Consider the following 22,328-nt stretch of genomic DNA (forward strand, 5'->3'; position numbering starts at 1 on the left):
ATGTGGCCTGGATCACTTTCCCCGACTACGGTCGGGGGCATGAGCGCGACACTGGATTTCACGGATCTCACCCAGACCGACAGCATCCTGGACTACGGCGACTGCGCGCTGCTGTTGCAGTTCGACCGGACCGCCGAGGTGCTGGCGTGGACCGCTGCCCTGACCGCCGCCGCGGTCCCCGGGGTGATCGACATCATTCCGGCGTCGCACACCGTCTTCGTGAAGCTGGCCGCGCCCGCCCACCAGGCAGAGGTGCGGCGCCGGTTGGCCAAATTGACGGTCGAGCCGGACGAGATCGAACCCACCGCGCAGGACGCCGCCATCGATGTGGTGATCGACGTGGTCTACGACGGCGCCGACCTAGCCGAGGTGGCCGAGCGCACCGGATTGACCGTCGCCCAGGTGATCAACGCTCACACCACGACGCCGTGGCGGGTCGGATTCGGCGGCTCCACACCGGGATTCGCCTACCTGATCGGCGGCGACCCGCGGCTGCAGGTGCCGCGCCGCGCCGAGTTGCGGGACACCGTTCCGGCCGGCTCGGTGGCGCTGGCCGGACAGTTCAGCGGCGTCTACCCGCGCCAGTGGCCGGGCGGCTGGCAGTTGATCGGGCGCACGGACGCGGTGTTGTGGGATCTGCAACGGCCCCACCCCGCGCTGCTGACACCGGGCCTGACGGTGCAATTCCGGGCCGTGTGACGGGAGGATGACATGACCACGTTGGAGATACTGCGTACCGGTCCGCTGGCCTTGGTCGAGGACCTGGGCCGGGCCGGGCTGGGTCATCTCGGTGTCACCCGTTCCGGAGCCGCCGATCGCCGGTCGCACCAGTTGGCCAACCGTTTGGTGGCCAATCCCGACGATCGGGCCACCATCGAGGTCGCGTTCGGCGGATTCGCCGCGCGCGTTCACGGCGGCGATGTCGACATCGCGGTCACCGGCGCTGACACCGATCCGGAGGTCAACGGGGTTACGTTCGGCAGCAACAGCATTCAGCGCGTCCATGACGGAGAGGTCATCTCACTGGGCACCCCCCGGTCGGGGCTGCGAACCTACCTGGCGGTGCGCGGGGGCATCGAGGTCGCGCCCGTGCTGGGCTCGCGCAGCTACGACGTGATGGCCGCGATCGGACCGGCGCCGTTGCGCGACGGCGATGTGCTGCAGATCGGCGAGCGAACCGGCGACTATCCGGAGATCGACCAGGCACCGGTGGCGACGATCCCAGACGACGTGGTCGAGCTGCGGGTGACCCCCGGCCCCCGCGACGATTGGTTCGTCGACCCCGACGTCATGGTGCGCACCAACTGGCTGGTGACCAACCGCAGTGACCGCGTCGGGATGCGGCTGGTGGGAATGCCGCTGGAGTACCGGTGGCCGGAGCGGCAGCTGCCCGCCGAAGGCGCCGATCGCGGCGCGATCCAGGTTCCACCGAACGGTTTCCCGATCATCCTGGGCCCGGACCACCCGGTGACCGGCGCCTACCCGGTGGTCGGTGTGGTGGTCGAGGAGGACATCGACACGCTGGGGCAGATCAGGCCCGGACAGACGGTGCGGATGCATTGGTCGCGGCCGCTCCGGCACCCGGCCGACCACTCGACCTGGTAGGCCGGCGGGTGCCCGGCAAGATTCACACCGCCCGCCTGATCCACACCTCCGATCTGGACGACGAAACCCGTCGCGGCGCTCGCGAACTGGTCGACCACGCCTTTGCGGCCTCAGGTGACACGGCCCCCGGCGACCACTGGCAGCACGCGCTCGGCGGTATGCACGCGCTCATCTGGCGCCGCGGCATACTGATCGCCCACGGTGCAGTGGTCCGGCGCCACCTGCTGTACCGCGGCCGATCTCTGCGTTGCGGCTACGTGGAGGCCGTCGCGGTCGCCGAGGACCACCGGGGCAAAGGCTTGGCGACCGCGGTGTTGGATGCCTGCGAACAGGTGATCCGGGGCGCCTTCGAAGTCGGCGCGCTCAGTTCGGCCGAGATCAGCCGGCGGATCTACAGTTCGCGGGGTTGGCTGCCGTGGCGCGGGCCGACGTCGGTGCTGTCGCCGACCGGACCGCAGCGTACTCCCGAAGCCGACGGCACCGTCTTTGTGATGCCGACAGAGTTAGACCTGGATACCACCTCAGATCTGGCCTGCGACTGGCGCGACGGCGGCGTCTGGTAGACCAACTCCTCGAGGCTGGCCAGGGCGATTCGCGTGCTCATCTCGTGCTTGGAGAGAGGCCGCAGGTGGTCCCATCCCTCGATCACCAGCGTCGGGGTCTGGCCTTGGCCGCTGAACTCCTCCAGGAAAGAACGAAGGGATCCGCTTGTCGTGTGATCGACGAGGGGCACGCGCGAGCCGAGGTGCAGGTGTACCGCCTGGGTATCCTGCGGAAGCTGCCCCAACTCCCGAATTACGTGGAACAGGTTGAAACACACCAGGGAACCATCCAGGTACAGGTGGTAGGCACCGTCATCGAAGTGCCGTCGCGACACCGGATTGCGGAAGAGACCCAGGAAGCGGCCGGCAAGATTCGGCCTGGCGGAATCCGAGCCCTTGCGCACCGTGTGCCAAAGGCTCACCAACCACAGATTCAGTACCAATTCCGTGGCGACGCCGGCGAAAATACCGATGAGCAGGTCCGTCGTCACCGTCACGAGCACAGTGGTCGCGAAGACGACGAACTGTTCGGACCCGACCCGTGCGGCATTGAGCCAAACCGCGGGTCTACACAGTTTGTAGCCGATGAACACCAAGACGGCGGCCAACACCGTCAAAGGGACCAGGTTGATCAGGTCGGTGCACAGCAGCACGAACACCAGTAGGAAGCAGGCGTTGTAAAAGTTGGCCCACTGGGTGCGGCCGCCGCCCATGATATTGGCCGTGCTCTTGACCATTCCGGGGATGATGGTCAAGCCACCGAGCGCGCTGGAGGCGACGTTGGACGCGCCCATGGCCAGCAGGGTCCGATCCGGGTCGGAACGGCGACGAAATGGGTCGATCTTGTCCACGGCCGCGATCGTCGCCAGGGACTCGGTCCCGTCGATCAAGACCAGGGTGACGACCAGGTAGACCAGCGGCAGCCATAATTCGGGATGGGCGAACACCGTTCCGAACTCGGGTAGGACAATCCCGTCCATGAGCGAACCTGGGACGTTGATCAGGTAGTGCTCGTCCAGCTTCAGGATGAATACGCTGGCGAGCGTGCCGGCGAGGAACACCCAGACCGGAGGCGGCATGACTTTCAGCAGCCGCCCGGAAATCGCCGTCAGCACGAAAAGCCCCGCCAGGCAACCGACCCCCAGGCCGAAGACCGCCGGGTTGATCGTCCCGACACGGCGTGGCACTTCGCCCAGGATCGCCCAGAATTCGCGTGCCTCGAACGTGACGCCCATAAACAGCGGGATCTGCTTGGCGATGATCATCAGGCCGATCGCGCACAGCATGCCCTGAATGGCCGCGGCCGGGAAGATGGCGCTCAGGCGGGCCACCTTCAACCTGGCAAGGATCACCTGCACCACACCCGCAAGGGCGATGGCAACCAGGACCAGGGGGTAACCCACCGCAAGCAGCTCGGATTCCGAGGCGCCGTCGCCCAGGCGGACCTGTCCCAGCGTGATCATGCCGGCGAACAGGGCCGGCGCCAGACCCGCCGCCGGACCGCTGATGGTCACATACGAGCCGCCCAGAAACGGCAGGACAAAACCGGCGATGATCGCCGACACGATCCCGCAGATCGGCGGCGCGCCGGAGGTGATCGCGATTCCCATCGAGAACGGCAGTGAGATCATGGCCACCGTAAAACCCGACCGCAGATCGTAGCGCCAGTGCTTGAGACCGGCTACGCCATTGCGCGGCTTCTCGGCCGGAACGGTCAGGCTCTGTTGCATGGATCAGGTCTCTCGGCAGCGGCTCAAAACGGTTGGGTGAAGCGCTGCCGGAACTGGTGCAGCGTGAATCCGACTCGATGACAGCAGGATGGCGGTACGGGGCGGGACGAACAATCGCATGGTAGCCGTTCCAGCGGCGTCCGCCACTTGTACGCAGTCACCGTGAAATCCGCGCTGCCACTGCGAACGCCGAATCGCCGGCCCGATACGACGATGAACCTCGAACCGGGCCACGACGGCGTCGGCTCGATGGGCCCCGCGGTTATCACGGCGGCCCGTGCCGAATACCCCAGTTGACATGCGACGCTCACGACTGTTGGCACTTGGCCAACGCCGGGGTTACAAGCCGCCAGTGCCGTTTGAGGGTGGCATTATCCCGGAGCTGGGCGTACGAGGTGGCACCATCGCCGCCTTCCCAGAAGCTTGGCAACTACCTTCACAGCAAACTAGCAGCTCTGACGTTTCAAGATTCTCGTAATAGGGCGTCTCAAGACACCGGTGATCGGCCGGTTTCAGCTGGTGCCGAAGGCTCGGGTGGTCATCCCCGCGGCGCGTCGAACCCAGCCCACACACGGCCCCGACCGATGCCGGCGAGCCGAGTTCACCCACTGACGCCTCGCCAATCGCACCGACACTGGAATCCTACGCCGCGCCACCAGCACCATCGTCCATGCAGTCTCCCACAAAACCGTTGAACAACACGACATCCCGCGCTCCGCACTGATCGACAACGGGGCGGGCTGGAGTCCTCATCGAGATGGCATGTCGAAGCGGTTGTGAGACAGTCGCTCTCGCGCCGCACCCGGCCCCCGGGGCACCAACCCGCTACGACAACACCAGAGCCGAGTTTCTTCCGGTCGCGGACCCCACAGCAAATGCATAGCCGCCGCAGCAGCCCTCAGGCAGCAGCACCGAATAGTCTGGCGCGGCTCCGGCCACCGACACGGGAGACTCCATGCTGTTCGAGTTCTGGCACAACTTCACCCACAACCTCTTCAAACCACTGCTGCTCTTCTTCTATATGGGTTTCCTGATCCCGATCCTCAAAGTCCAGTTCGAATTCCCCTACGTGCTGTACCAGGGATTGACTTTGTACCTGCTGCTGGCAATCGGCTGGCGTGGCGGCCAGGAGCTCGCCACCATCGACGGATCGAGCATCGGCAACGTCCTCGGGTTCATCGTGTTGGGTTTCGTCACCAACCTGATCATCGGATTCGTCGCCTACGGGATGTTGACCCGGATGACCAGGATGCGACGTGTCGACCGAGCGACCGTGGCCGGCTATTACGGATCGGATTCGGCGGGCACGTTCGCCACCTGCCTGGGGGTGCTGGCCGCGTTGGACATCGCCTTCGACGCCTACATGCCGGTGATGCTGGCCATCATGGAGATCCCGGGCTGCATCGTGGCGCTGCTGCTGGTGGCGCGGTTACGTGAGCGCGGAATGGACGCGCTGGGCAACATGCCCGACGAGCCCGGGTACGACCCGAAGGCCCGCCTCGAACTGGTCACCGCCGCTCAGCTGAGCGCACAGCAGCCCGTGACCGCACGTCAGCTCGAGGCCCAAGAGGAACTGGAGGTCTCACTGGAGAAGCGAGCGCATCCCGATCCGGCCGGTGCCGGCCCGGCGCCGATGGCCGCGGCACCGGTCAGCGCGCCGCTGCTGCGTGAAGTACTGCTCAACCCCGGGCTGTACCTGCTCTTCGGCGGGATCATCATCGGCTTCGTCGGCCGCCTGCAGGGCCCGGCGGTCATCGCGGAAGGCGACCCCGTGTTCGTGACGGCGTTCCAGGGCATCCTGGGCCTGTTCCTGCTCGAGATGGGTATGACGGCGTCGCGCAAACTCAAAGACCTGCAGGCCGCCGGACGCGGATTGATCGTGTTCGGGTTGTTGGCGCCGAACCTCTTTGCGATAGCGGGGATCCTCATCATCCACGGCTACGCGCAAGCCACCGCCACCCACTTCGAGATCGGCAGCTACGTGCTGTTCGCCGTGCTGTGCGGAGCGGCGTCGTATATCGCCGTCCCCGCGGTGCAACGAATCGCGATTCCCGAGGCCAGTCCCACGGTGCCGCTGGCGGCCTCGCTGGGACTGACGTTCTCCTACAACGTGACCATCGGCATTCCGCTGTACCTGCAGATCGCTCAAGCCGTCAACAACTGGCTGCCACTCGGCTGATCGAGACCGTACCGGCCGGCGCGCGATTCGCCACTTGACGCCGGCGAAATCTCCTGCGCCTCCCGCCGATACGTGACGTAGGCCACTTCTCCGAGCCGGTGTCTGCGAAGCTACCTGCGCCAGCGTGGTTGCACTCCAAGGCTTTTACAGCTTTTACACCGCAACTTGTCAGTTCAGCTGGATATGTTCGCACGGCGACCCACCGCGGCGCGCGCGGCACGACGCGACGGTGGCTCAGAGCACGAGGAGATTTCAATGACGCCCGCCCACATCAGCGAATTCGACCCGGAGGACTGCGCGGCCTGGGAAGGCGGCAACAAAGCCGTCGCCCGGCGCAACCTGATCTGGTCGACGGCAACCATGCACGTCGCCTTTTCCATCTGGTCACTGTGGTCGGTGGTCGTGCTGTTCATGCCGGAACCGGTTTACGGCATAACGCCGGGCGACAAACTGCTGCTCGCGGCGGTCGCCACCCTGGTCGGTGCGGGTGTGCGGATTCCTTACGTGTCGGCGACCGCCAAGTTCGGCGGACGCGACTGGGCGGTGTTGTCCTCGCTGATCCTGCTGATACCCACCGTCGGGACGCTGTTGTTGCTGGTCAACCCCGGCCAGCCGTTGTGGATGTATCTGGTGTGCGCGGCCCTGACCGGACTCGGCGGCGGCAACTACGCGGCGTCACTGGCCAACGTGGACGCGTTCTATCCGCAACGCCTCAAAGGCGTCGCGCTCGGGCTGTGCGGCGGAATCGGCAACCTCGGGGTGGCCGCCATCCAACTGGTCGGCCTGCTGGTGCTGGCCACCGCCGGAAACACCAAGCCGGAGCTGGTCTGCGCTGTCTATCTGGTGTTGCTCGCGCTGGTAGGCATCGGCGCGGCGCTGCGGATGGACAATCTCGACCACGGCGCCGAAGAGGTGGGCAGTATCCGGTCGATCCTGTCGGTCCCCGACAGCTGGGTCATCTCGGCACTGTACTGCGCGGCTTTCGGCTCGTTCATCGGCTTCGCCTTTGCGTTCGCCCAGGTGCTGCATGTCACATTCGAGGAGACCGGCCACAGCCCCGCCGAGGCCTCGCTGTACGCCGCCCGGATCGCCTTCCTGGGGCCCCTGTTGGGCGCCTTGGCCCGCATCTACGGCGGCCGGGTGGCCGACCGGCGCGGCGGCGGACGGGTCACCTTCGTCGTCTTCGTCGGAATGTTGTTTGCCGCAGCGGTATTGGCCGTCACCAGCACCATCGACGACCGCACCCCCGGCTCGGTGTCGACGTCCACCATCATGGCCTACATCACCGCGTTCCTGGTGCTGTTCATCCTGGCCGGGATGGGTAATGGATCGGTGTTGAAGATGATCCCGTCGATCTTCGAGGCCCGCAGCCGGTCACTGAACCGCACCGAACCCGAACGCCGGCACTGGGCGCGTTCGCATTCCGGCGCGTTGATCGGATTCGCCACGGCGGTCGGCGCACTCGGCGGGGTGGCCATCAACCTGACGTTGCGACAGGCCTACGCCAGCACGGGCAGCGAGACGCCCGCCTTCTGGATCTTCCTCGCAGCGTATTGCGCGGCAGCGACATTGACCTGGGCGAGGTACGTCCGTCGTCCGCCGCGGATACCGGCCGCGGCGACCCCGCCGGCCCCGCGCGGCACCGAAAAGGTGCCGGTGTGACCGAAATCGCGCCCATACCGGGCAACGGTTTGGAAATCGGTCGGTAACACAGCTGAAATCGGCTGCCGTTAAACCTTATACATGCGCACCGTTCAGGCGGCCGGGCACCTCATCGAGATCGAGGACGGCCGGGTCTTCGTCGACGGGATGATCAAGCCGGTGTCTCCCGCCGGCCTGGCCACCCTGCGGGTGCTGGCGCACCGGCCGGGCGCCGTCGTGGCCCGCGACGCGTTGCTGCAAGTACTGCCGGGACAGGGAAGCAGTGCGCACGCGGTGGACACCGCGGTACTTCGGCTGCGAACAGCATTGGGCGACAGCCAGATCGTTGCCACCGTCGTCAAGCGCGGCTACCGGCTCGCGGTCGACGGCCACCAGGGGGAAACATGATCCCGATCCTGGTGGCACACGGCACCCGCCGGCCCGAGGGTGTGCTGATGATCGGCGAACTCGCCGAACGTGTCGGCGCGCTGCTGGCCCGGCCGGTGCGGGTGGCGTTCGTCGACGTACTGGGTCCCACTCCCGGAGAGATCCTTTCCGCTGAAGCCCCTACCGGCCGCCCGGCAGTCGTCGTCCCGGCCTTTCTGGCCCGCGGTTACCACGTCGGCGTCGACGTACCGACGCATGTCCTGGCCAGTGGGCACCCGGACGTGACGATCGCGCCCGCGCTGGGGCCGGATCCCCGGGTCACCGCCGTGGTCGCCGCGCGGCTTACCGAATCGGGCTGGCGTTGCGGGGATGCGGTGATCCTGGCCGCAGCCGGTTCGTCGGACCCCACAGCGCGCGCCGACCTGGTCCACGCCGCGCGGATGCTGACACGGCTGCTCGGGTCGCCCGTCGAGGTGGCGTTCGCCGCCACCGGCGCCCCCACCGTGACCGAGGCGGTCGCCGGCTTGCGGCGCCGGGGCGCGGCCCGGGTGGCGGTCGCTTCTTATCTGTTGGCCGACGGCCTGTTTCAACGGCGACTGCACGACGCCGGGGCGGATCTGGTGACCCAGCCGCTGGGAACCCACCCCGCTATCGCCCGGATCGTGGCCGATCGATTCATCACCGCCCGGACTCGGATCCCCCTGCGGTCAGGTCTTTTCGGCGATCACCGGTAGCAGGCGCCGGGGCATTCGCCGGCCCATCGCGGGCAGTGGCGTCTCACACCTGCTCGGTGAGGCCGTGAGCAGAAGTTCACGGGGCCGACATCGGATGCAGCCTTGCGGTAACGAAACATTCCTACCGTATCCACATGGCTCGTTCACACCTCCTCACTGACTGGGATCCCGAAGACACCGTGGCCTGGGCGGCCGGGAACGACAAGATCGCCCGCCGCAACCTGATCTGGTCGACGGTGGCCGAACACGTCGGCTTCTCGATCTGGTCGATCTGGTCGGTGATGGTGCTGTTCATGCCGGAGTCGGTGTACGGCTTCACCGCCGGCGACAAATTCCTCCTGGCGGCCACCGCAACCCTGGCCGGCGGTGCGTTACGCATTCCCTACTCGCTGGCGACCGCGACATTCGGCGGCCGCAACTGGACGGTCTTCTCCGCGCTGGTCCTGTTGATCCCGACGGTGGGGATGACGGTGCTGCTGGCCAACCCCGGACTGCCACTGTGGCCGTACCTGGTGTGCGCGGCCCTGACCGGCCTCGGTGGCGGCAATTTCGCCGCCTCGATGACCAACGTGAACGCCTTCTACCCGAACCGGCTCAAGGGCTGGGCGCTGGCGGTCAACGCCGGCGGAGGCAACCTCGGCGTGCCGCTGATCCAGCTGATCGGGTTGGGAGTGCTGGCCACCGCGGGCAACCGGCAACCGTATTGGGTATGCGCGGTCTATCTGGTGTTCTTGGCGGTGACCGGGATCTGCGCGGCATTGTTCATGGACAACCTCGACAACCACAAGGTCGACTTGTCCGCGATGCGCTCGATCCTGCCCGTGACCGACACCTGGATCATCGCCCTGCTGTACATCGGTACCTTCGGCTCCTTCATCGGCTTCTCGTTCGCCTTCGGCCAGGTACTGCAGATCAGCTTCATGAGCAGCGGTCAGAGCCCCGCGCAGGCCGCACTGCACGCCGCACAAATTGCGTTTCTGGGACCGCTGCTGGGTTCGCTGGCCCGGATATTCGGAGGCCGGATAGCCGACCGGCTCGGCGGTGGCCGGGTCACCCTGGCGGCGTTCGGCGGCATGTTCGCGGCCGCCGGGCTGCTCGTCGGTGTCAGCGTGCTGGCCGACCATCACGGCGGTCCCACCACCAGCGCCACCATGGTCGGCTACGGCATCGGCTTCGTGGCGTTGTTCATCGTCTCGGGGATCGGCAACGGCTCGGTGTACAAGATGATCCCGTCGGTCTTCGAGGCCCGCAGTCATGCCCTGGGCCTCGGTGAGAGCGAACGGCGGCAGTGGTCGCGGGCCATGTCGGGGGCGTTGATCGGCTTCGCCGGTGCCATCGGGGCGTTCGGCGGCGTCGGCATCAATCTGGCGCTGCGCCAGTCGTATCTGTCCAGTGGTTCGGCCACGACGGCGTTCTGGATCTTCTTGTCCGGCTACGTCGGCGCCGCCGGGGTGACCTGGTTCAGATATGTGCGCAGCCCGCTGCTCACCGCGCAACCGGCCCGGACCGCCCTGGCCCCGGCCTGAGGTGGCCGCCACCGCGACGGAGCCGAACCGGGCCGGCGACTGCCCGCAACGGCGACCGGATCTCGCTGCCGCGGTGGTTTCCAGATGAGCCGGCCAGACCGGTCGGCGCTGAGCGGCTACCGGGTCGCGGTGACCTCGGCGCGTCGCGCTGACGAGCTCAGCACCCTGCTGCGGCGCCACGGCGCCACCGTCTGCGCCGCACCGGCGATCGACATGGTCGACCTGACCGATGACGACGAATTACATCGGCGTACCGAGGAATTGATCGCGGGACCACCAGACATCCTGGTGGTGACGACCGCGATCGGTTTCCGCAGCTGGATCGCCGCGGCCGAGGGTTGGGGACTGGCCGATGGGCTCATCGAGGCGTTGCACACCGCCCGTATCGTCGCTCGTGGCCCCAAGGCGGTGGGCGCACTGCGCGCCGCCGGCCTGCCCGAGGAGTGGTCGCCGGCATCCGAATCATCGGCCGCGATGCTCGGCTACCTGCGGGCGGCGGGTGTCTCCGGCTGCCGCATCGCAGTACAGCTGCACGGCACCAGTGGCGGCTGGGATCCGGCTCCCGAACTGCTCGACCGATTCCATTGTGCGGGCGCCGAAGTGACGCCCATCCGGGTCTACCGGTGGCGCGCGGCCCGGCGCGGCGGAGAGTTCGACCAACTGACCACCGAGATCGCCCAGCGGCAGTTCGACGCCGTCAGCTTCACCTCAGCCGCGGCGGTGATGGCGACGCTCACCCGCGCCGTCGAGCTCGGCGTCTCCGACGAGCTGCTCGGGGCGCTGCGATCGGAGGTACACGCGATGTGTGTGGGCCCGCTGACCGCCCGGCCGCTGGCGCAGCTGGGTGTTCCCACTTCGTCACCGCGACGAATGCGGTTGGGAGCGTTGGCTCGCCACATCGTCGACCAACTTCCCCGATTGCGTTCCCGCACCGTCTACGCCGCCGGCCACCGGATCGAGGTCCGCAGCAGTTGCGTGCTGGTCGACGGGGCGGCCAAGACGGTGTCCCCCGCCGGGATGGCGACGCTGCGGGCGCTGGCTCGTCATCCCGGCAAGGTGGTGTCCCGCGACGATCTGCTCGACGCGCTGCCGGGCAACGGCCGGAGCACGCACGCCGTGGAAACGGCGGTGCTGCGACTGCGAAATGCGCTGGGCGACAAGAATATCGTCGCCACCGTCGTCAAACGCGGCTACCGGCTGGCGGTCGATCAGGCGAGCGGTTAGGCGACGGCCCGCTCGGAGACGGTCCGGCCGATCTGCACGTAGCCGTCCACGACCCGCGTCGGGTACACCCGCACCGAGATACGCGGGTCGTCCAGGCAACTGCCGTCGTCGAAGGCGAACGCCTGCTTCTTCAGCGGCGAGATGACCGAGAGCCGGCCGCCGCGGTCACCCACGATCCCCCGGGACAGCACCGCCGCCCGGAAGAACGGGTCGACGTTGCAGACGGCGTGCACCGAACCGTCGTCGAGCCGGAACAACGCGGCCTGCTTGCCGTTGTCGAGCAGCACACCCACGCCGAGGCCGGGGACGAGCTGGTCGTACCGGCAGGCGGTGGTCCATGCGGAGTTGGCGGTGGTGGTGATCATGATTCCTCCTCAGTGCGCAGTACCGGGATGGGCAGCGGTATTTTGCGGCCGTCACGCTCGGTGAACGCGACGGTGGGGTCTTCGGCGTCGGGGGCGTTGACGAACGACACGAAGCGCGACAGCTTCTCCGGGTCGTCGAGCACCCCCTTCCATTCGTCGGTGTAGTTGTCGACGTGGCGGGCCATCGCCGCCTCGAACTCCTCGGCCAGCCCGAGTGAGTCCTCGCAGACCACCGCGCGGATGTGGTCGAGGCCGCCTTCGATCGACTCGACCCAGGGCGCGGTGCGCTGCAGCCGATCCGCTGTGCGGATGTAGAACATCAAGAACCGGTCGATGTAACGGAACACCGTCTCGGTGTCGATGTCGGCGGCGAGCAGCTGCGCGTGCTTGGGCGACATCCCGCCGTTGCCGCCGACGTAGAGATTCCAACCGATCTCGGTGGCGATCACGCCGACGTCCTTGCCCCGCGCCTCGGCGCATTCCCGCGCACAGCCGGACACCCCCATCTTGATCTTGTGCGGCGCGCGCAGGCCGCGGTAGCGCAGTTCCAGGTCGACCGCCATCTTCACCGAGTCCTGCTGCCCGTAGCGGCACCAGTCACTGCCCACGCAGCTCTTCACGGTGCGCAGCGACTTGCCGTACGCCTGACCGGATTCCATGCCCGCGTCGACCAGCTTGCGCCAGATGGCCGGCAGCTGATCGACCCGGGCGCCGAACATGTCGATCCGCTGCCCGCCGGTGATCTTGGTGTAGAGCCCGAACTCCTGCGCGATCTGCCCGATCAGGATCAGGTGCTCGGGCTTGATCTCACCGCCGGGTACCCGGGGCACCACCGAGTAGCTGCCGTTGCGCTGAATGTTCGCCAGGAAGTGGTCATTGGAGTCCTGCAGTGCCGCCTGCTCGCCCTCCAGGATGTGCTCGGAACCGGTGGACGCCAGGATGGAGGCGACGGTCGGTTTGCAGATGTCGCAGCCGTACCCGGTCCCGAAGCGCTGCAGGAGTTCGGAGAAGGTGCGAATCCCGGTGACCTGAACGATCTGGAAGAGTTCGGCGCGCGACTGGGCGAAGTGCTCGCACAGCGCCTTCGACTGCTCCACGCCCTCGGCGATCAGCAGTTCCTTGAGCAGCGGAATGCAGGAGCCGCAGGAGGTTCCGGCCTTGGTGCACTCTTTGAGTGCCTGCACGTCGTGGCAGCCATCTTGAATGGCTCCGACGATGGCGTCCTTAGAGACGTTGTTGCACGAGCAGATCTGCGCCGCGCCGGGCAGCGCGCTGATCCCCAGCGAGGTCTTGCTGCCTGCGCCGGAACCGGCCGGCGCGATCAGGTCCAGCGGGTCGCCGGGCAACTCGGCGCCGACCATCGGCCGCAGCACGCCGTAGGCGGAGGCGTCACCGACCAGAATCCCGCCGAGCAGCGTCTTGGCGTCGTCGGAGAGCACCAGCTTGGCGTAGGTGCCCTTCACCGGGTCGTTGACCACCACCGACAGTGAGTTCTCGGTGGCCCCCATCGCGTCGCCGAAGCTGGCCACATCGACGCCGAGCAGCTTGAGTTTGGTGGACATGTCGGCTTCGCCGAATTCGGCAAGGCCATCCAGCAGCCGGTCGGCGACCACCTCGGCGCTGGTGTAGCCGGGGCCGACCAGGCCGTAGCAGACGCCCTCGATGGCTGCGACCTCGCCGATCGCGTAGACGTCGGCATCGCTGGTCATACAGGAGATGTCGGTGAGCACGCCGCCGCGCTCGGCGATCGACAGCCCGGCCGCGCGGGCCAGCTCGTCGCGCGGGCGGACCCCGGCGGCGAAAATCACCAGTCCGGCCTCGATGACGGTGTCGTCGGAGAGCCGCACCGCCAGCGTGGGCGACCGGTGCTCGTGGGTGCGGCGCTCGATGGCCTGGGTACCGACACCGACGTGGACTGCGATGCCCAGATCGGAGATCATCCGGCCCAGCAGTGAGCCGCCGGCGTCGTCGAGCTGCTGCGGCATCAAGCGCGGCGCCATCTCGACGATGTGCGGTTCGATCCCGGATGCCCGCAGGGCGTTGGCCGCCTCGAGACCCAGCAGTCCGCCGCCGATGACCACGCCGGCGCGGGTGCCGCCGGCTTCCAATATGCATTCGATGTCGGCGCGGATACCGTCGAGGTCGTCCAGCGTGCGGTACACGTGGCAGCCCGGGAGATCGTGGCCGGGCACCGGCGGCACGAACGCCCGCGAGCCGGTCGCCAGCACCAGGGTGTCGTAGCTGTGACTGTCGCCGTTGGCGGTCTGCACGGTCTTGGCGCCGCGGTCGATCTCGGTGACCCGGGATTTGAGCAGCAGCCGGACCTGCCCGTCGCCGGCGTAGTCGTTGCCGGGCAGCGCCAGCCGGGAACGGTCCCAACCGTCGGTGTAGGACGTCAGCCCGACCCGGTCGTAGGCCGGGTCGGACTCCTCGGCGAGCACGGTGACCCGCCAGCTTCCACTGCCGGCCCGGCTGCGCAGCGCCTCCACGAAGCGGTGGCCGACCATGCCGTGTCCGACTACGACCAGTTCCCGAAGGGGGTCGCCGGCGCGGGGCGTTTCGATCGGGGCCATGCGCTGAGATTAGAAAGCCGATATTGCGGCAGTATCGCCATGCGTTACAAGCGTGTGACGGTGTGCTCACGGCGCTGTGAGGGCGTTCACCGGGCCCCTGAAGTGTGGGTTTGTTCACTGTCGGCGAACACGGAACTTTAGCGTGGTCGACTCAAGTTCTACTCGGTGACGGGCCGGCACACCCGACCGGCGCGGCAGCAATCCAAGAAAGGTAGTGACACCAATGAGCACCCTGACTCTGTGGCCCCGCCCGTTCGACACCGACCGGTGGGTTCGCGACTTCTTCGGCCCAGCCACGGCCAGCGACTGGCGGGCACCCGAGACCGGCGGCTTCCGGCCGGCGGCGGAGATCACCAAGGACGGCGACGACGCGGTGGTCCGCCTGGAGCTCCCGGGCATCGACGTGGAGAAGGACCTGACCGTCGAACTCGACGACGGCCGTCTGGTCATCCGCGGCGAGCGTCGCGACGAGCACGCCGAAACCGATCCCGGCAATGACCACCGCACGTTGCGCGAGGTGCGCTACGGCGCGTTCCGCCGGTCGTTTGCGGTACCGGGGCACGTCACCGGCGACGCGATCTCGGCGTCTTACGACGCCGGCGTACTCAGCGTCCGGGTGACCGGCGTCCATGCCGGCGCCCAGCCGCAGCGGATCGCCATCACCAAGTAGGCCGCGCGGCACGGCCCGCCGGAAAACCCCCGCACACAGCGTGTGTGGGGGTTTTTCGCGTGTCCTTCGCGTGTCCGGTGTTCTGCCACATCAACGTGATCTGTCTCACGTCCGGTTCCCGATGTGGCTAGCATCGGGTGAACGTACTGTGATCCGTAACACCTGAGGAGGAACCGGTGTCTAGCGCTAGCGAACTCGCCGAACTGCACGCCCTGATCGGGGATCTGCGGCGCTGCGTGCTGGGACTGAAGACCCGGTTCGGTGACATCCCCGGGATGCGCCGCATCGAGATGGACGCCGAGCGCATCCTCGCCGATGTTCAACTCCTCGAATCCGACGCCGGGGAGCTCGATCTGCAACGCTGGGCCGCCGAGCGCGCCCAGGAGAAGATCGCGATCCCCGACACCGAGTACGACAGCGAATTCTGGCGTGACGTCGACGACGAGGGCGTCGGCGGCCACGGCAGGTACTGACCCCCAACCGGGTGCTGCTTATATAGGGGGTGCCCGCTGACGAAATCCAGCCGAAGGGAACCCCCCAGATGAGCGCACCCGCCGTGAACCGTCCTGGCACCGGCGTCTTCTCGGCGACTCGCGCACGAATCGCGGATCGCACCCTGCGCACCGACCGGTGGTGGTTGTCGCCACTGCGGGTCAACGTCTTCCTCAGCGCGTGGGTTCTCTACGCAACGATCCGGGCGTTCTGGGGCAGCGACTACTGGGTCGACAAATATCACTACCTGACCCCGTTCTACTCGCCGTGCATCAGCGCGTCCTGCGTGGAGGGCTCCAGTCACCTGGGGGTTTGGCTGCCGGAGTTCCCTTGGTGGATTCCGCTGGGTGCGTTGGTCCTGCCGTTTCTGCTGGCGTTCCGGCTGACCTGCTACTACTACCGCAAGGCCTACTACCGCGCCTACTGGCTCTCGCCGGCCGGCTGTGCGGTGCCCGAACCGCGCGCCGGCTACACCGGTGAGACCCGGTTCCCGCTGATCATCCAGAACAGCCACCGCTACTTCTTTTACGCCGCACTGGCCATCACCATGCTGAACACCTATGACGCGGCCACCGCGTTCTACTCCGCGGACGCCAACGGTGGCGCCGGTGGATTCGGATTCGGCCTGGGCAACATCGTGCTCTGCGTCAACGTGGCAATGCTGTGGGCCTACACCGGCGGTTGTCACTCCTGCCGGCACGTCATGGGTGGACGGCTCACCCACTTCTCCAAAAACCCGGTGCGCTACTGGCTTTGGTCGAAGATCAGCTGGTTCAACGGCCGTCACCAGCAGTTTGCCTGGATCACTCTGGGCACGCTGGCCTTCACCGACTTCTATGTCTGGATGGTGGCCAGCGGTGTCTTCACCGATATCCGGTTCATCGGCTGACGAAGCCACATTCACACGAAGAGTAAGCGAGAATTCATGGTTGAAGTCGAACGGCACTCCTACGACGTGGTCGTGATCGGTGCCGGCGGCGCGGGTCTGCGCGCGGTCATCGAAGCCCGCCAGCAGGGCCTGAGCGTGGCGGTGGTGTGCAAGTCGCTGTTCGGCAAGGCGCACACCGTGATGGCCGAGGGCGGTGCCGCCGCATCGATGGGCAACGTCAACGACAAAGACAATTGGCAGGTGCACTTCGGCGACACCATGCGTGGCGGCAAGTTCCTCAACAACTGGCGGATGGCGGAACTGCATGCCCGCGAGGCGCCGGAGCGGGTCTGGGAGCTGGAGACCTACGGCGCGTTGTTCGACCGCACCAAAGACGGGAAGATCAACCAGCGCAACTTCGGTGGTCACACCTATCCGCGACTGGCGCATGTCGGCGACCGCACCGGCCTGGAGATGATCCGCACGCTGCAGCAGAAGGTCGTCTCGCTGCAGCAGGACGATCACGCCGAGTTCGGCGACTACGAGGCGAAGATCAAGGTCTTCCACGAGTGCACCATCACCGAATTGCTCAAAGACGATTCCACCGGGGCGATTTCGGGTGCCTTCGGCTACTGGCGCGAATCCGGCAAGTTCATCGTGTTCGAGACGCCCGCGGTGGTGCTGGCCACCGGCGGGATCGGCAAGTCGTTCAAGGTGACGTCGAACTCCTGGGAGTACACCGGCGACGGACACGCGCTGGCGCTACGGGCCGGCGCGACGCTGATCAACATGGAGTTCGTGCAGTTCCATCCGACCGGGATGGTGTGGCCGCCCAGCGTGAAGGGGATTCTGGTCACCGAGGGCGTGCGCGGCGACGGCGGGGTGCTCAAGAACTCCGACGGGACGCGGTTCATGTTCGACTACATCCCACCGGTGTTCAAAGGCCAGTACGCCGAAACCGAGCAAGAAGCCGACCAGTGGCTCAAGGACAACGACTCGGCCCGCCGCACTCCCGACCTGCTGCCGCGCGACGAGGTGGCCCGCGCCATCAACTCCGAGGTCAAGGCCGGGCGGGGTTCGCCCCACGGCGGGGTCTTCCTCGACATCGCCTCCCGGCTCAAGCCGGAGGAGATCAAGCGCCGCCTGCCCTCGATGTACCACCAGTTCATGCAGCTCGCCGAGGTCGACATCACCAAGGACGCGATGGAGGTGGGCCCCACCTGCCACTACGTGATGGGCGGTATCGAGGTCGACCCGGACAGTGCCGCAGCAGCGGTCCCGGGGCTGTTCGCCGCCGGTGAATGCGCCGGCGGGATGCACGGGTCCAACCGGCTGGGCGGCAACTCCCTGTCGGATCTGCTGGTCTTCGGCCGCCGCGCCGGTCTGGGCGCCGCGCAGTACGTGCGGGGGCTGGCCAGTCGGCCGGCGGTGGCGCCGGCGACGTTGGAGACCGCGGCGAAGCTGGCTCTGGCCCCGCTCGACCGGGCTGGCGGCGGCGCGGGCGAGAACCCGTACACGCTGCACTCCGATCTCCAGCAGTCGATGAACGACCTGGTCGGCATCATCCGCAACGCCGGCGAGCTGGAACAGGCCCTGGCCCGGCTTGAGGAGTTCAAGACCCGGTTCGCGGCCGTGGCCGTCGAGGGCGGCCGGCACTACAACCCGGGCTGGCATCTGGCCGTCGACCTGCGCAACATGCTGCTGGTCAGCGAGTGCGTGGCCAAGGCCGCGCTGCAGCGCACCGAGAGCCGCGGCGGGCACACCCGTGACGATCACCCGGGCATGGACTCGAATTGGCGCAAGACCCTGCTGGTCTGCCGGGTCGCCGACGACAGTGAGGTGCCCGACATCACGATCACCCCGGAGGCGCAGACCGGGATGCGCGAGGACCTGCTGGAACTGTTCGAGATTTCCGAGCTGGAGAAGTACTACACCGACGAAGAGCTGGCGCAACACCCGGGACGGAGAGCGTAATGACACACATCGCCCAGCTACGGGTATGGCGCGGCGACATCGACGGCGGTGGGCTGCAGGACTTCGAGGTCGAGGTCAACGAGGGTGAGGTGGTCCTCGACGTCATCCATCGGTTGCAGGCGACCCAGACACCCGACCTGGCGGTGCGCTGGAACTGTAAGGCCGGCAAGTGCGGCTCGTGTTCGGCGGAGATCAACGGCTTCCCCCGACTGTTGTGCATGACGCGGATGTCGATGTTCTCCCCGGATGAGACCATCACGGTGACGCCGGTGCGGACCTTCCCGGTGGTTCGTGACCTGGTCACCGACGTCTCCTTCAACTACGAGAAGGCCCGCGAGATGCCGTCCTTCAAGCCGCCGGCGGATCTTCAACCCGGCGAGTACCGGATGCAGCAGGTCGACGTCGAGCGGTCCCAAGAGTTCCGCAAGTGCATCGAATGCTTTCTGTGCCAGAACGTCTGCCACGTCATCCGGGACCACGAGGACAACAAGCCGAACTTCGCCGGCCCGCGGATGTTCATCCGGCTGGCCGAGTTGGAGATGCACCCGCTGGACACCGCCGATCGGCGTCAGTTGGCTCAGGACGAGGCCGGTCTCGGGTTGTGCAACATCACCAAGTGCTGCACCGAGGTCTGCCCGGAACACATCACGATCACCGACAACGCCATCATCCCGATGAAGGAGCGGGTGGCCGGAGATCGCTACGACCCGATCGTCTGGCTCGGCCGAAAGATCTTCCGCCGCAAGCCTGACTGACCCGTGCAGGCCACCACGCTGGGACGAAGCGGCCTGCAGGTTTCACGTCTGGCGCTGGGGACCTGGGAGTTCAGCGGGGCGTGGGGCGAAGTCGACGAAGGCGCGGCGATCGCGCTCGTGCGCCGGGCCCGCGAGCTGGGGTTCAACTTCTTCGACACCGCGCACGAGTACGGATTCGGAGCCGCCGAACGCATTCTCGGCACCGCATTGCGTCACGATCTCGACCATGCCCGCGACGAGGTGGTGATCGCGACCAAGGGCGGGCTGCGGGAGACCGACGACGGTCCCGTCCGCGACGCCCGGCCCGAATGGCTTCGCCACGACGTCGACACCAGCCTGGCCGCGTTGGGCATCGACCACATCGATCTGTACCAGGTGCACTGGCCCGATCCGGCCGTGCCGGCAGCCGAAACCGCCGGCGCCCTGGCCGAATTGGTCGCGGCGGGCAAGATTCGCCATGTCGGGGTGTCGAACTACGACGTCGATCAGATCGCGCAGTTCTCGGCGACCCTTCCGGTGGAAACCGTCCAGCCGCCGTTCAACATGCTGCGGCGCGGCCTGCAGGACAGCCTGTTCCCTTACTGCGTGGCCAACGACATCGGTGTGCTGGTCTACGGGGCCCTGGCGCACGGACTGCTGACCGGGGCCATCACCTCCGACAGCGGTCTTGCAGCCGATGACTGGCGCGCGCAGAGCGGAATCTTCAGCGGGGACGGGTTCGCGCGGAACCTGGAAGTCGTTGCGGGACTTCGCGCGCTGGCCGCCGAGCTGGGCGTCACCCTGAGCCAACTGGCGTTGGCGTGGACGTTGGCGCAGTCCGGCGTGCAGGTCGCCATCGTCGGGGCGCAGCATGTCGGCCATCTGCAGGACAGCGCCGCAGCGGTGCACCTGGAGCTGACGGCCGATGATCTGGCCGCCATCGCCGAGATCCTGGCGACGGCGGCACCGCTGGGCGGGCCCTACCCGGAGATGTGGAAGGAGTTCGCCGAGCGCGACGGCCGATGACGCGCCTGCTCAGGTGCCCAGGAACGTCATCGGGTGGTGGTGAATCCGGGTTCCGTTGTGCAGCCCGTTGAGCAGTTCCATGTCGGCGTCGCTCAACTCGAAGTCGAAGACGTCGAAGTTCTCCACGATCCGGTGCGGTTTCGACGAGCGCGGAGTGACCACATTGCCCAGCTGCAAACTCCACCGGATGAGCACCTGCGCCGGCGACCGGTCGTGCTTGGCGCCGATCGCCTTCACCGTCGGGTTGTCGATCACCCGGACGATGACGTGGCGCTCACCGAAGCCCAGCGGGCTGTGCGCCTCGGTGACGATGCGATGCTCGGCGTGAAACCGGCGCAGCCGCTCCTGGTTGAACAGCGGGTGCAGTTCGACCTGGTTGAGTGCGGGCGCCACCGATGTCTCGTCGATGAGCTCGGCGAGCAGGTCCTCGGTGAAGTTGCAGACGCCGATCGACCGGACCAGCCTCTGTTCGCGGGCATGGATCATGGCCTGCCAGCTGTCGAGGTACTTGCCCACCTCGGGCGCCGGCCAGTGGATCAGGTACATGTCCAGGTAGTCCAGGCCGAGCCGGTCGATGCTCTCGCGACAGGCGTCCAGGGTGCTGGCGTACCCCTGCCGGGAGGTGCCCAGCTTGGTGGTGACGAACAGTTCGGAACGTGGAACCCCGGACGCTTTGATGGCGCGGCCGACCACGGCCTCGTTGCCGTAGGAGGCCGCGGTGTCGATCAGCCGGCAGCCACTGTCCAGGGCGGCCAGGATTGAGGCCTCGGTCTGCTCATCGGACAGCTTCGCCACCCCGAGTCCCAAGACCGGCATGGTCACGCGGTTGTTGAGGGCGGTATGCGGAATCGAATACGCATTCGTCCCGGCCCGGGCGGACTCAGCGGTGTCCACCGCAAATGAAGCAAAAGAAATCGTCATCTTTTCGACCTACACATTCGGTTACGTTGCATCTCTGGTTACGTTTCCAGCACGCGGAACCGCCGCTGATCAACCTGGTGGTTTCTGACGGCAGATGTTGCGCTTATCCAGCGATTACCGCGTCGATGCGGTTCGGGAGCACGGGCGCATCCGCACGAACCGTTATACCGACGTGATCGAACCGCAGTCAATCCGCGATAGGCGACAAATGGCTCGTCACGTGAAATTGATCACAATTCCCGTGCCGGCACGGCTATTGCGGGATCGCGGCGAATCCACCCTCGCGCCGCAGCGTCGCGATGAATTCGTCGGCGATACCCGGTGCCGCGGCGATGATGACATCGCCACTGTCGATCTCCGGACCCGGCAGCACCACCCGGGCGCCCGCCTCGGCCGCGATCAGCGATCCCGCCGCGTGGTCCCACAGCTTGATGCCGTGCTCGTAATACACGTCCAGCCGTCCCGCGGCCACCATGCACAGATCCAGCGCCGCCGAGCCGATCCGTCGCACGTCGCGTACCGCCGGCAGCAGCCGGGCCAGCAACACCGCCTGGGCGGCCCGGCGGTGGGGCGAGTATCCGAAGCCGGTCCCGAGCAGTGCCACGGACAGTTCGGCGACCTCGGTGCAGCGCAGCGCAGCGGTGCCCGTCCGATCGGTGACCTGTGCGCCCAGCCCCGCGCCGGCCGAGTAGATCCGGTCGCCGACCACGTCCGCGACCGCGCCGGCCACCGATACTCCGCCGACCTGTGCGGCCACCGAGACCGCGTAGGCCGGTACGCCGTACATGAAGTTCACGGTGCCGTCGATCGGGTCGACGACCCAGGTGACCGCACCGGGGTCGCGCCCGGAGACGTCGCCGGAGCCGCCGCCCTCCTCGCCCAGCACCGCATCGCCGGGCCGCAGCGCGGCCAGCCGGTCCCGGATGAACCGCTCGGTCTCGGTGTCGACCACCGTCACCGGATCGGTCGGACTGCTTTTCGTCTGCACCAGGTCGTGGGCTGAATCGGCGGCTTGGGCGCCGAACACCTCGGCTCGGCGGCGCCGCACGAAGTCGGCCGCCTCCGCCACCAGGGTCTCCGCCGTGGACCGCAAGCGTCCCGGGTCGTCATACAGCGTCGCCATCTGCCCATAGCAAC

Annotated in this window: 18 protein-coding genes and 2 pseudogenes; 15 read left to right on the top strand and 5 right to left on the bottom strand. The window is 67.1% G+C overall.

Annotated elements, in window-relative coordinates; genetic code table 11:
• The first annotated feature begins 39 nt into the window (after positions 1-39).
• The 3 genes from AWC24_RS02845 to AWC24_RS02855 are packed head-to-tail and all read left to right on the top strand — an operon-like array spanning position 40 to position 2,168.
• Positions 40-699 carry a 5-oxoprolinase subunit B family protein gene (locus AWC24_RS02845; protein ID WP_085081972.1) on the top strand — a complete coding sequence of 220 codons (660 nt, stop codon included), beginning with the start codon at positions 40-42 and terminating at the stop codon, positions 697-699.
• A gap of 12 nt (positions 700-711) precedes the next feature.
• The gene (locus tag AWC24_RS02850) at positions 712-1,605 is read left to right on the top strand and encodes a 5-oxoprolinase/urea amidolyase family protein (RefSeq protein ID WP_085081973.1); all 894 of its coding nucleotides are present in this window, start codon (positions 712-714) and stop codon (positions 1,603-1,605) included.
• Positions 1,599-2,168 carry a GNAT family N-acetyltransferase gene (locus tag AWC24_RS02855; protein WP_407663474.1) on the top strand — a complete coding sequence of 190 codons (570 nt, stop codon included), beginning with the start codon at positions 1,599-1,601 and terminating at the stop codon, positions 2,166-2,168. The genes AWC24_RS02850 and AWC24_RS02855 overlap by 7 nt, the downstream gene beginning before the upstream one ends.
• Positions 2,169-2,665: 497 nt before the next feature.
• On the opposite strand, the pseudogene AWC24_RS22815 reads toward AWC24_RS02855, so the two are convergent.
• Positions 2,666-3,877: pseudogene (locus AWC24_RS22815) on the bottom strand (SulP family inorganic anion transporter); the annotation flags it as partial.
• A 955-nt stretch (positions 3,878-4,832) separates the two neighbouring features.
• Between AWC24_RS22815 and AWC24_RS02865 the strand changes: the two are divergent.
• From AWC24_RS02865 to AWC24_RS02890, 6 genes and pseudogenes are all read left to right on the top strand, one after another.
• Complete coding sequence (locus tag AWC24_RS02865; protein WP_085081976.1) at positions 4,833-6,056, top strand: sodium-dependent bicarbonate transport family permease; 1,224 nt, start codon at positions 4,833-4,835, stop codon at positions 6,054-6,056.
• Positions 6,057-6,311: 255 nt separating this feature from the next.
• Positions 6,312-7,718 (top strand): MFS transporter, encoded by a 1,407-nt coding sequence (locus AWC24_RS02870; RefSeq protein ID WP_085081977.1) that lies wholly within the window; start codon positions 6,312-6,314, stop codon positions 7,716-7,718.
• Between the two features lie 87 nt (positions 7,719-7,805).
• A pseudogene (locus AWC24_RS02875) lies at positions 7,806-8,105 on the top strand (winged helix-turn-helix domain-containing protein); the annotation flags it as partial.
• A complete protein-coding gene (locus AWC24_RS02880) occupies positions 8,102-8,818 on the top strand; it encodes a sirohydrochlorin chelatase (protein WP_085081979.1) in 717 nt (238 codons plus the stop codon). The pseudogene AWC24_RS02875 and the gene AWC24_RS02880, both read left to right, overlap by 4 nt.
• Before the next feature lie 134 nt (positions 8,819-8,952).
• Positions 8,953-10,344 carry a nitrate/nitrite transporter gene (locus tag AWC24_RS02885; protein ID WP_085081980.1) on the top strand — a complete coding sequence of 464 codons (1,392 nt, stop codon included), beginning with the start codon at positions 8,953-8,955 and terminating at the stop codon, positions 10,342-10,344.
• Between the two features lie 84 nt (positions 10,345-10,428).
• The gene (locus AWC24_RS02890) at positions 10,429-11,568 is read left to right on the top strand and encodes a uroporphyrinogen-III synthase (protein ID WP_085081981.1); all 1,140 of its coding nucleotides are present in this window, start codon (positions 10,429-10,431) and stop codon (positions 11,566-11,568) included.
• Here the strand turns inward: AWC24_RS02890 and nirD are convergent.
• Together nirD and nirB are read right to left on the bottom strand one after the other, a co-directional pair.
• A complete protein-coding gene (gene nirD, locus AWC24_RS02895; protein WP_085081982.1) occupies positions 11,565-11,933 on the bottom strand; it encodes a nitrite reductase small subunit NirD in 369 nt (122 codons plus the stop codon). The genes AWC24_RS02890 and nirD overlap by 4 nt on opposite strands.
• The gene (gene nirB / locus AWC24_RS02900) at positions 11,930-14,506 is read right to left on the bottom strand and encodes a nitrite reductase large subunit NirB (protein WP_085081983.1); all 2,577 of its coding nucleotides are present in this window, start codon (positions 14,504-14,506) and stop codon (positions 11,930-11,932) included. The genes nirD and nirB overlap by 4 nt, the downstream gene beginning before the upstream one ends.
• A 223-nt stretch (positions 14,507-14,729) precedes the next feature.
• Between nirB and AWC24_RS02905 the strand changes: the two genes are divergently transcribed.
• From AWC24_RS02905 to AWC24_RS02930, 6 genes are all read left to right on the top strand, one after another.
• Positions 14,730-15,176, top strand: a complete 447-nt coding sequence (locus AWC24_RS02905) for an Hsp20/alpha crystallin family protein (protein ID WP_085081984.1) — start codon at positions 14,730-14,732, stop codon at positions 15,174-15,176.
• A 176-nt stretch (positions 15,177-15,352) separates the two neighbouring features.
• The gene (locus AWC24_RS02910; protein WP_085081985.1) at positions 15,353-15,649 is read left to right on the top strand and encodes an Rv0250c family protein; all 297 of its coding nucleotides are present in this window, start codon (positions 15,353-15,355) and stop codon (positions 15,647-15,649) included.
• Between the two features lie 68 nt (positions 15,650-15,717).
• Positions 15,718-16,557: a succinate dehydrogenase subunit SdhC gene (sdhC, locus tag AWC24_RS02915; protein WP_085081986.1), complete on the top strand. Its 840-nt coding sequence runs from the start codon at positions 15,718-15,720 to the stop codon at positions 16,555-16,557.
• 36 nt (positions 16,558-16,593) lie between these two features.
• On the top strand, positions 16,594-18,510 hold the full coding sequence (locus AWC24_RS02920) for a fumarate reductase/succinate dehydrogenase flavoprotein subunit (protein WP_085081987.1): 1,917 nt from the start codon (positions 16,594-16,596) through the stop codon (positions 18,508-18,510).
• On the top strand, positions 18,510-19,265 hold the full coding sequence (locus AWC24_RS02925; protein ID WP_013827178.1) for a succinate dehydrogenase/fumarate reductase iron-sulfur subunit: 756 nt from the start codon (positions 18,510-18,512) through the stop codon (positions 19,263-19,265). Before AWC24_RS02920 ends, AWC24_RS02925 begins: the two co-directional genes overlap by 1 nt.
• Before the next feature lie 3 nt (positions 19,266-19,268).
• On the top strand, positions 19,269-20,270 hold the full coding sequence (locus AWC24_RS02930) for an aldo/keto reductase (RefSeq protein WP_085081988.1): 1,002 nt from the start codon (positions 19,269-19,271) through the stop codon (positions 20,268-20,270).
• 9 nt (positions 20,271-20,279) lie between these two features.
• Here AWC24_RS02930 and AWC24_RS02935 read toward each other — a convergent pair whose 3' ends face one another.
• Positions 20,280-21,086 (bottom strand): aldo/keto reductase, encoded by an 807-nt coding sequence (locus AWC24_RS02935; protein WP_234807235.1) that lies wholly within the window; start codon positions 21,084-21,086, stop codon positions 20,280-20,282.
• A 358-nt stretch (positions 21,087-21,444) separates the two neighbouring features.
• A complete protein-coding gene (locus tag AWC24_RS02940; protein WP_085081990.1) occupies positions 21,445-22,314 on the bottom strand; it encodes an inositol monophosphatase family protein in 870 nt (289 codons plus the stop codon).
• Positions 22,315-22,328 lie beyond the last annotated feature (14 nt).

The sequence above is a fragment of the Mycolicibacter senuensis genome (genome assembly GCF_002101885.1).
GTDB lineage: Bacteria > Actinomycetota > Actinomycetes > Mycobacteriales > Mycobacteriaceae > Mycobacterium > Mycobacterium senuense.